The sequence below is a fragment of the Pseudomonadota bacterium genome (assembly GCA_016195085.1).
Classification (GTDB): Bacteria; Pseudomonadota; Alphaproteobacteria; order SHVZ01; family SHVZ01; genus JACQAG01.
This window is the reverse complement of sequence record JACQAG010000006.1, coordinates 169614-175613: the sequence shown is the minus strand read 5'-3', so window position 1 is coordinate 175613 and position 6000 is coordinate 169614. Positions and strand designations below refer to the sequence as shown.

5 protein-coding genes are annotated in these 6000 nt (G+C 63.8%); 3 read left to right on the top strand and 2 right to left on the bottom strand.

The window, feature by feature from the left end; all coding sequences use genetic code 11:
* Positions 1-770: 770 nt before the first annotated feature.
* Together HY058_02380 and HY058_02375 are read left to right on the top strand one after the other, a co-directional pair.
* Complete coding sequence (locus HY058_02380) at positions 771-1526, top strand: 3-oxoacyl-ACP reductase FabG (GenBank protein ID MBI3496131.1); 756 nt, start codon at positions 771-773, stop codon at positions 1524-1526.
* A 9-nt stretch (positions 1527-1535) separates the two neighbouring features.
* Complete coding sequence (locus tag HY058_02375; protein MBI3496130.1) at positions 1536-1685, top strand: hypothetical protein; 150 nt, start codon at positions 1536-1538, stop codon at positions 1683-1685.
* 13 nt (positions 1686-1698) lie between these two features.
* On the opposite strand, the gene HY058_02370 is transcribed toward HY058_02375, so the two are convergent.
* Positions 1699-3393: an FAD-dependent oxidoreductase gene (locus tag HY058_02370; GenBank protein ID MBI3496129.1), complete on the bottom strand. Its 1695-nt coding sequence runs from the start codon at positions 3391-3393 to the stop codon at positions 1699-1701.
* 826 nt (positions 3394-4219) lie between these two features.
* Here HY058_02370 and HY058_02365 point away from each other — a divergent pair.
* On the top strand, positions 4220-5131 hold the full coding sequence (locus tag HY058_02365; protein ID MBI3496128.1) for an NmrA family NAD(P)-binding protein: 912 nt from the start codon (positions 4220-4222) through the stop codon (positions 5129-5131).
* A gap of 96 nt (positions 5132-5227) precedes the next feature.
* Here HY058_02365 and HY058_02360 read toward each other — a convergent pair whose 3' ends face one another.
* Positions 5228-5893, bottom strand: coding sequence for a TetR/AcrR family transcriptional regulator (locus tag HY058_02360; GenBank protein ID MBI3496127.1), 666 nt, complete (start codon positions 5891-5893; stop codon positions 5228-5230).
* Positions 5894-6000: the final 107 nt, after the last annotated feature.

Sequence of the window (6000 nt, the reverse complement as noted above, 5' to 3'; positions counted from 1 at the left end):
GGGATGCTCCTGTGCTGAGGGTGGGTCGAACAACCCGATCCTCAGACAAGACGCTCCTTGACCGTTATTGCCCCGCTGATCGCCTCAGGCACACGCCTGCGTGCAGCGCTCTACCGCGAAAGCGGTTTAGTCCCATGGCACAAAGCGGACTTAGCGGAACTCATCACTCTCGCGGTGGGAAACCTGCCAATTTCTCAGCTAACGGGTCGAAAAGGTCCGTGCTAAGCGGCTGGTGGATGGGGTGGGATTCGAACCCACGAGACCCTTGCAGGTCTGCCGGTTTTCAAGAACGAATCAGACCGGCGGAAACACTAGGGCAGGGGCGGCAAAGGTTAACAGGATCAGTGCAGAACGGTGCTGATCGATGCAGAGCGATGCAGATCAATTCACGCCGCACTGTCGCAAGACTGTCCCAAGAGCGCTTAATGCCGGGCATAGCCGCTCGGGCTTTCCGGGTTGCGCAAGCTCCTTCAGTAGTTCGGTGTGCTTTTTCCAGAAGCCGGAATAGATTGACCACCGCCGAGAGTGGTGTTGCTTCGCCGCGCTCGTAGCGTGATCGCGCCGTCGCTGGCGGGAACCTGCCGCCTCATCGGCTATGTCCTGCAAGGGGCACGGCCGAAGCGCCAAGCCACGCGGCGAGGAGCGCGCAATCTAGAGCTTCGTAGGGCTCTGTCAGGCGGCATATTGCATGATGCGAGTCGACGACGCCGAGGCCTAGTGCCGATGCCACACCACCACTGCTTTCGAGCGCCTGCAAGGAGGGTAACGCCATGACGCTCAAGGACAAGTCGGCCATCATCACCGGCAGCTCGCGCGGCATCGGGCGGGCGGTGGCGCTGCGCTTTGCCAGCGACGGTGCGAGGGTGGTCGTGAACTGCGTGGCGAACCGGACGAAGGCAGATGCTGTCGCCCAGGAGATCCGCAACCTCGGCGGCGAGGCCATTGTCATCCGGGCCGATGTCTCCAGACGCCGTGACGCCGAGCGGCTCATCAAGGGAACCGTCGATGCATTCGGCAAGCTCGATATCCTCGTCAGCAACGCCGGCATCATCATCGATAGACCCTTCATGGAAAGTACGGATGAGGATTGGGAGCGGGCCATCGGTACCAATCTCACCGGCTTCTTCAACGTAACCCGGGCGGCGCTTCCGCACATGATTGAGCGTCGCACAGGTCGCATCATTGCGACCGGTTCCTGCATCACCGAGATCGCCGACTTCGGCGGCAACAAGTACTCGGTCTGCACAGCATCGAAGGGCGGTATCACAATGATGCTGCGGCCGATCGCTGCCGAGGCTGCGCCGTTCGGGGTGACGGTGAATGCCGTATCCCCGGGATACATCGCGACGGAGATGCTCGGAGCGATCGATCAGGCCGGCCTCGCCGCCGCGCTCAAGCTAGTGCCGATGCAGCGCTACGGCAAGCCGGAGGAGATCGCGGCCGCCATGGCGTTCCTCGCCTCCGATGAAGCCGCGTACATCACGGGCCAGACACTCAGGGTCAATGGCGGTCTATCGATGGGCTGAGCCGGCCCAATGAGAGTGCTCTTCAATTGTCCCATCGATGATCCTGCGGGATGGATTCCGGAGCTTCGCGCGCAGCAACCGGAGATCGAGGTCGAGGTGTGGCCCAAGAACCGCTGGGTGATGGAACGGATCCACGAGGCGTTGCGGCCCGATGCCTAGCGCGGCGCTCGGCTCAATGGTGCCCCATCGCCGGCGGATTTTCCATCATCAGAGTTTGGCCGCAGATATAGCCCCAGGTCATGCAGGGGCCAATCGTGGTGCCGGCGCCGACCGCGCGCGTGCCGATCGGATTGGCCATGACGTTGCCGGCGGCAAACAGGCCGGCGACGACGCTGCCATCCGGTCGCAGAACCTGGCCGCGCTCATTCGTTCGCGCCCCGCCCTTGGTACCAACGGTCGATCGGTTGAAGGACAAAGCGACGAACGGGCGCTGCTCGATCGGCCCCAGCGTCGGATTGGGCGCGTTGGGGTTGTCCCAGCCGGACTTGTAGCGCTGCCACGTAGATTCGCCACGCTGGTAGTCAGCGTCTCGGCCGGCTGCGCAGAAGGCGTTGAACCGGGCGACGGTTTCAGCAAGCGCATCGGCCGGCACGCCGATCTTCTTGGCAAGCTCGGCCAAGCTCGAGACTCTATGAATCCATGACGGCTCGTTGCGGGCATACCAGCGCAGCATTGGCGAGCGGCTGAGATAGCGACTATCCCCGATCACCCAGCAGGGCAGATGCATCGGCTCGCCGCTCGCCGGGTCGCGTCGATCGATCGCCTCGCCGATGTTGTAGTCGTATTCACTGATGAAGCGCCGGCCGTTGCGATCCACCAGGATGGCATGGGGCTCGGCCTGAAACGTCGCAGGCATGCCGTGGCGCCGGCCCTCGTAGCGCGCCGGAATATTGGGGTAGATGTTGGCCTGGTCCATGCGATCGAGCCTGGCGCCGACACTCTGCGCCAACCGCTGCCCATCGCCTGTATTGCTGCGCGGGCTGCCGATGCGGTCGATAGGCCCGGGAAAATACCGGGTAAACAGCTCGTGGCTCCATTCGAAGCCGCCCGTCGCCAGGACGACGCCGCGACGCGCGGTGAACCGGGTCCGCACCTCCTGCTGATCGACGACGACGCCAACGATCCGGCCGCCTTGCGTCTCGGTTATCAGTTCGACGACACGGGCGCCGAGCTCGATGCGGCAGCCAAGGTCGAGGCATCCTTTGAGCAGGCCGACGACCAGCGAATTGCCCTGGGCGGCGCTGCCGGAGAGCCAGCGCCGGGCAAGCTTTGGAAGCAAGCGCAGCACGACGGCGATGGGGCGATGATAGGGATCGAGCTCGATCGTTTCGCGATAGGTGAGGAGGTGGGGAAGCGTCGAGCGGCGGATCAGCGCGCCGTACCGGCCGACGATCCGCCGCGACAGCGGCAGGGTCGAGAGCATGCGCCCTCTGAGCTTGCCGCCGGGGCGCTCGGCGATCGGATCAGGTTCCGCAATGAGTTCGAAACGCAGCGGCGTCTCCCGTTCCACGAACTCGAGCAGGCGCGGCGCGTTATCAACAAAGGCTCGCCAGAGGGCGTCCTCCGCGGTCTGCCATCCCTTCGGGGCGGTTGCCCGGAGATAGGTCAGCGCTTCCTCGGGGCTGTCCGCGAGTCCGGCGGCCTTCGCCAGATGGTTCGCCGGAATCCAGGTGCCGGCGCCGGACATGGCGCTGGTGCCGCCAAGCTTGTCGCTCTTTTCGAGGATCAGCACTGAGAGCCCGCCACGGGCGGCGGTCAGTGCGGCGGCGAGTCCCGCGGCACCGGACCCCGCCACGACGACGTCGAACTCCGTAGCCGATGCTGGCGCGCCTACCACGGGACTCCACCCAGCGATGCCGAATTTCATCGATTTTACCGCGAGATTCAGCCGGGCAATAGGCGCGCATCGCCACGCGAACCTCGCGCCCCACTACTCCCGCATCGGGCAGGGTCGAGATTGGCGGATGGGGTGGGATTCGAACCCACGAGACCCTTGCAGGTCTGCCGGTTTTCAAGAGCGAATCAGACCCGCGGAAACCTTGGGGCAGGGGAGGCAAAGGTTAACGCGATCAGTGCAGTACGGTGCAGATCGATGCAGATCGATGCAGATCAATTCGCACTGCACTGTCCCAGATTTGTCCCAAGGCGGGGCTCAAAAGAGCGTGTCCTAAGGAACTTCCGGGGCTTCAGGTCCGCTTGCTGAGCCAAGGGAAATGTTGACGCCCATTGCTTTGCGGTGGCGGACGTTCTCGGCGGTGTCGATCGGGCGTCGTCTCAGGTACTGATTGCGTCGACGATTTTAGAGTGACGGAACCGGCACACTTCATGAAATGCGTAACGCTGCAATGGAACGTGCACGCCATTTGGCAATTTCAACGTTCCGAGGAAGTAACCGCATCCCGAGAAATCGCATTCCGCCGCCACCTGGCCCCCGGCTGCATGACGCTGCAACAGCCCGGCCTTCAGCACGCATTCACACGGATGAAGCTGAGCCTCGCGTCTAGTATCGATGCCTGATCGCGCGGATTGATCGGACGAAGGAGCCACTTGCCCCACGAAAGGCTACTGCGCCGGCAGAATATGTCCTTGAACATAAATTGGAAGGATGGCTTTTGGGCTCGGAGCACAGTGCCCAACTAGAGTGGCGCACTCTGCGCGCGAGACCGCGGCGTATCCGGTGCGAGGAGACGATGATGACCAAGCGAATCGTGACGGTACTCGGTGCCACGGGCTTACAGGGTGGTGGCGTCGTTGACGCGCTCATGGGTGCGGACAGGTTTTCTGTGCGTGTTGCCAGCCGCAATCCCACGGGCGATGTGGCGCGGGCACTGGCGGCGCGCGGAGCCGCGGTGGTCAAGGCTGATCTCTTCGACCAGAGTAGCCTCCGCTCTGCGTTCGAGGGGGCGTATGGCGCCTTCGTCGTGACCAATTTCTGGGATCCAGCGCAGATGCCGCGTGAGACCGAGATCGGCACCGTGGCCGTGCAGACCGCCCGTGCGGCCGGGGTCAAGCACCTCATCTGGTCGACATTGCCCGACTGCGGGACGCTGACGGCCGGGCGCGTCAAGGTCGCGCACTTCACTGGGAAGGCCCGGGTCGACGCAGTCGTCGAGGCGGCCGGATTCCCGCGCCACACATTCGTAATGCCGCCAATGTACTACCAGAACTTTGTCACGATGATGCCGCCCCAGCCGCTGCCGAACGGCGGCCGCGGCTGGGCGTTGCCCATCGATCCGGCCGCGCGCGTGATGCATGCCGGCGACGCCACCGAGGTTGGTCGCGCCGTTGCCGCCGCGTTCGCAGCAGGTGACCATTTGCCTGACGGCAGCTATCTGGGCGTATGCGGCGGCGTTTACTCCTTCAACGACTTTGTCGGCACCCTGAACGCGCAAGGGCACAAGCTGCAGGTGTCGCGAGTGCCCCCCGACGTCTACGACGGTCTCTATGATGGCGCCCATGAAATGCGAGAGATGTTCCAGTACTTTGCGGAGCACACCTATTTCGGCCCCGAGCACGAGCGGTACATCGCTGCCGCCAACGCCCTGGTACCGGGTGGCTTTACGAGCTTCGCCGACTGGGCGCGGGTGCACATGAAGGCGGTCTGAGGCGCAGCGTCCGACACAGGGACGTCGTCTTCCGCGTGGGTCCCATGGGCACCTCGTGCAGAGACAACGTCGGCAATTCAGCAGAGCGATGCGGGACTACTTCCGAAGGGTGCGGCGGCGGCGATTGCGGGGCTCTGGGCGCGTAGAGGCCTGTCCACGACCATCGATGGTCCCGTCTTCGCTCCACCCGCCCAATTGAAGAGCCGTCTTCCTCGCGGCGGTGCGGATCGCGTCGGCGAGCGCGGCACTCTCGACCGAGCGTGCTACGACCATCCCGCCGACGCAGATCCCAGCGATCGCAAGCGCGCGGTTGCGATCGGCTCGCCCTTCGCGTTTCAAACTCTCCTTGAAGAGATCGGCCATAGACTTGAAAACGTTCTCGAAGGCGCGTCGAACGGTCTTGCCGCTGCGAGCCACGTCACCCGGAAGCGTGACCATGGGGCAGCTGCCCTCGACATCGCTGAAGTGCTCGCGGGATAGGTACGCATCCACGACCTGCCTTGCCGCATCGCGTGCGGCGAAATCGACACTCACTCCGTCCCAGCGCGACCACGGTGTCACCGCCAATGCGAGGGCGACAGCCTCCGCGTACAGCTCGCTCTTCGTGCGGAAATAGCTATAGAAGCCACCGCGCGTGAGGCCGGCATGCTCCATCACGTCGTCAATCGAGACACCGGTGAAGCCATGGCGATTGAAGAGTGCCTGGGCGCTCCGTATGATTCGCGCTCGAGTCTGTCCGCGGCGCTCCGGTGGATACGGCATGTGTCCCCCTGCTCGCAGACGTCGCTTCCGTCGGTCGACACCCCTCGAGAAGACTGTCTGAACAATGACGATTTGTCGACGATTAGAGCGGATCCGGTCGCTTGCGC

Coding starts and splice junctions, on each gene's coding strand:
- HY058_02365 (MBI3496128.1), top strand. CDS start 4,220: ATGACCAAGCGAATCGTGACGGTACTCGGTGCCACGGGCTTACAGGGT.
- HY058_02375 (MBI3496130.1), top strand. CDS start 1,536: ATGAGAGTGCTCTTCAATTGTCCCATCGATGATCCTGCGGGATGGATT.
- HY058_02380 (MBI3496131.1), top strand. CDS start 771: ATGACGCTCAAGGACAAGTCGGCCATCATCACCGGCAGCTCGCGCGGC.
- HY058_02360 (MBI3496127.1), bottom strand. CDS start 5,893: ATGCCGTATCCACCGGAGCGCCGCGGACAGACTCGAGCGCGAATCATA.
- HY058_02370 (MBI3496129.1), bottom strand. CDS start 3,393: ATGAAATTCGGCATCGCTGGGTGGAGTCCCGTGGTAGGCGCGCCAGCA.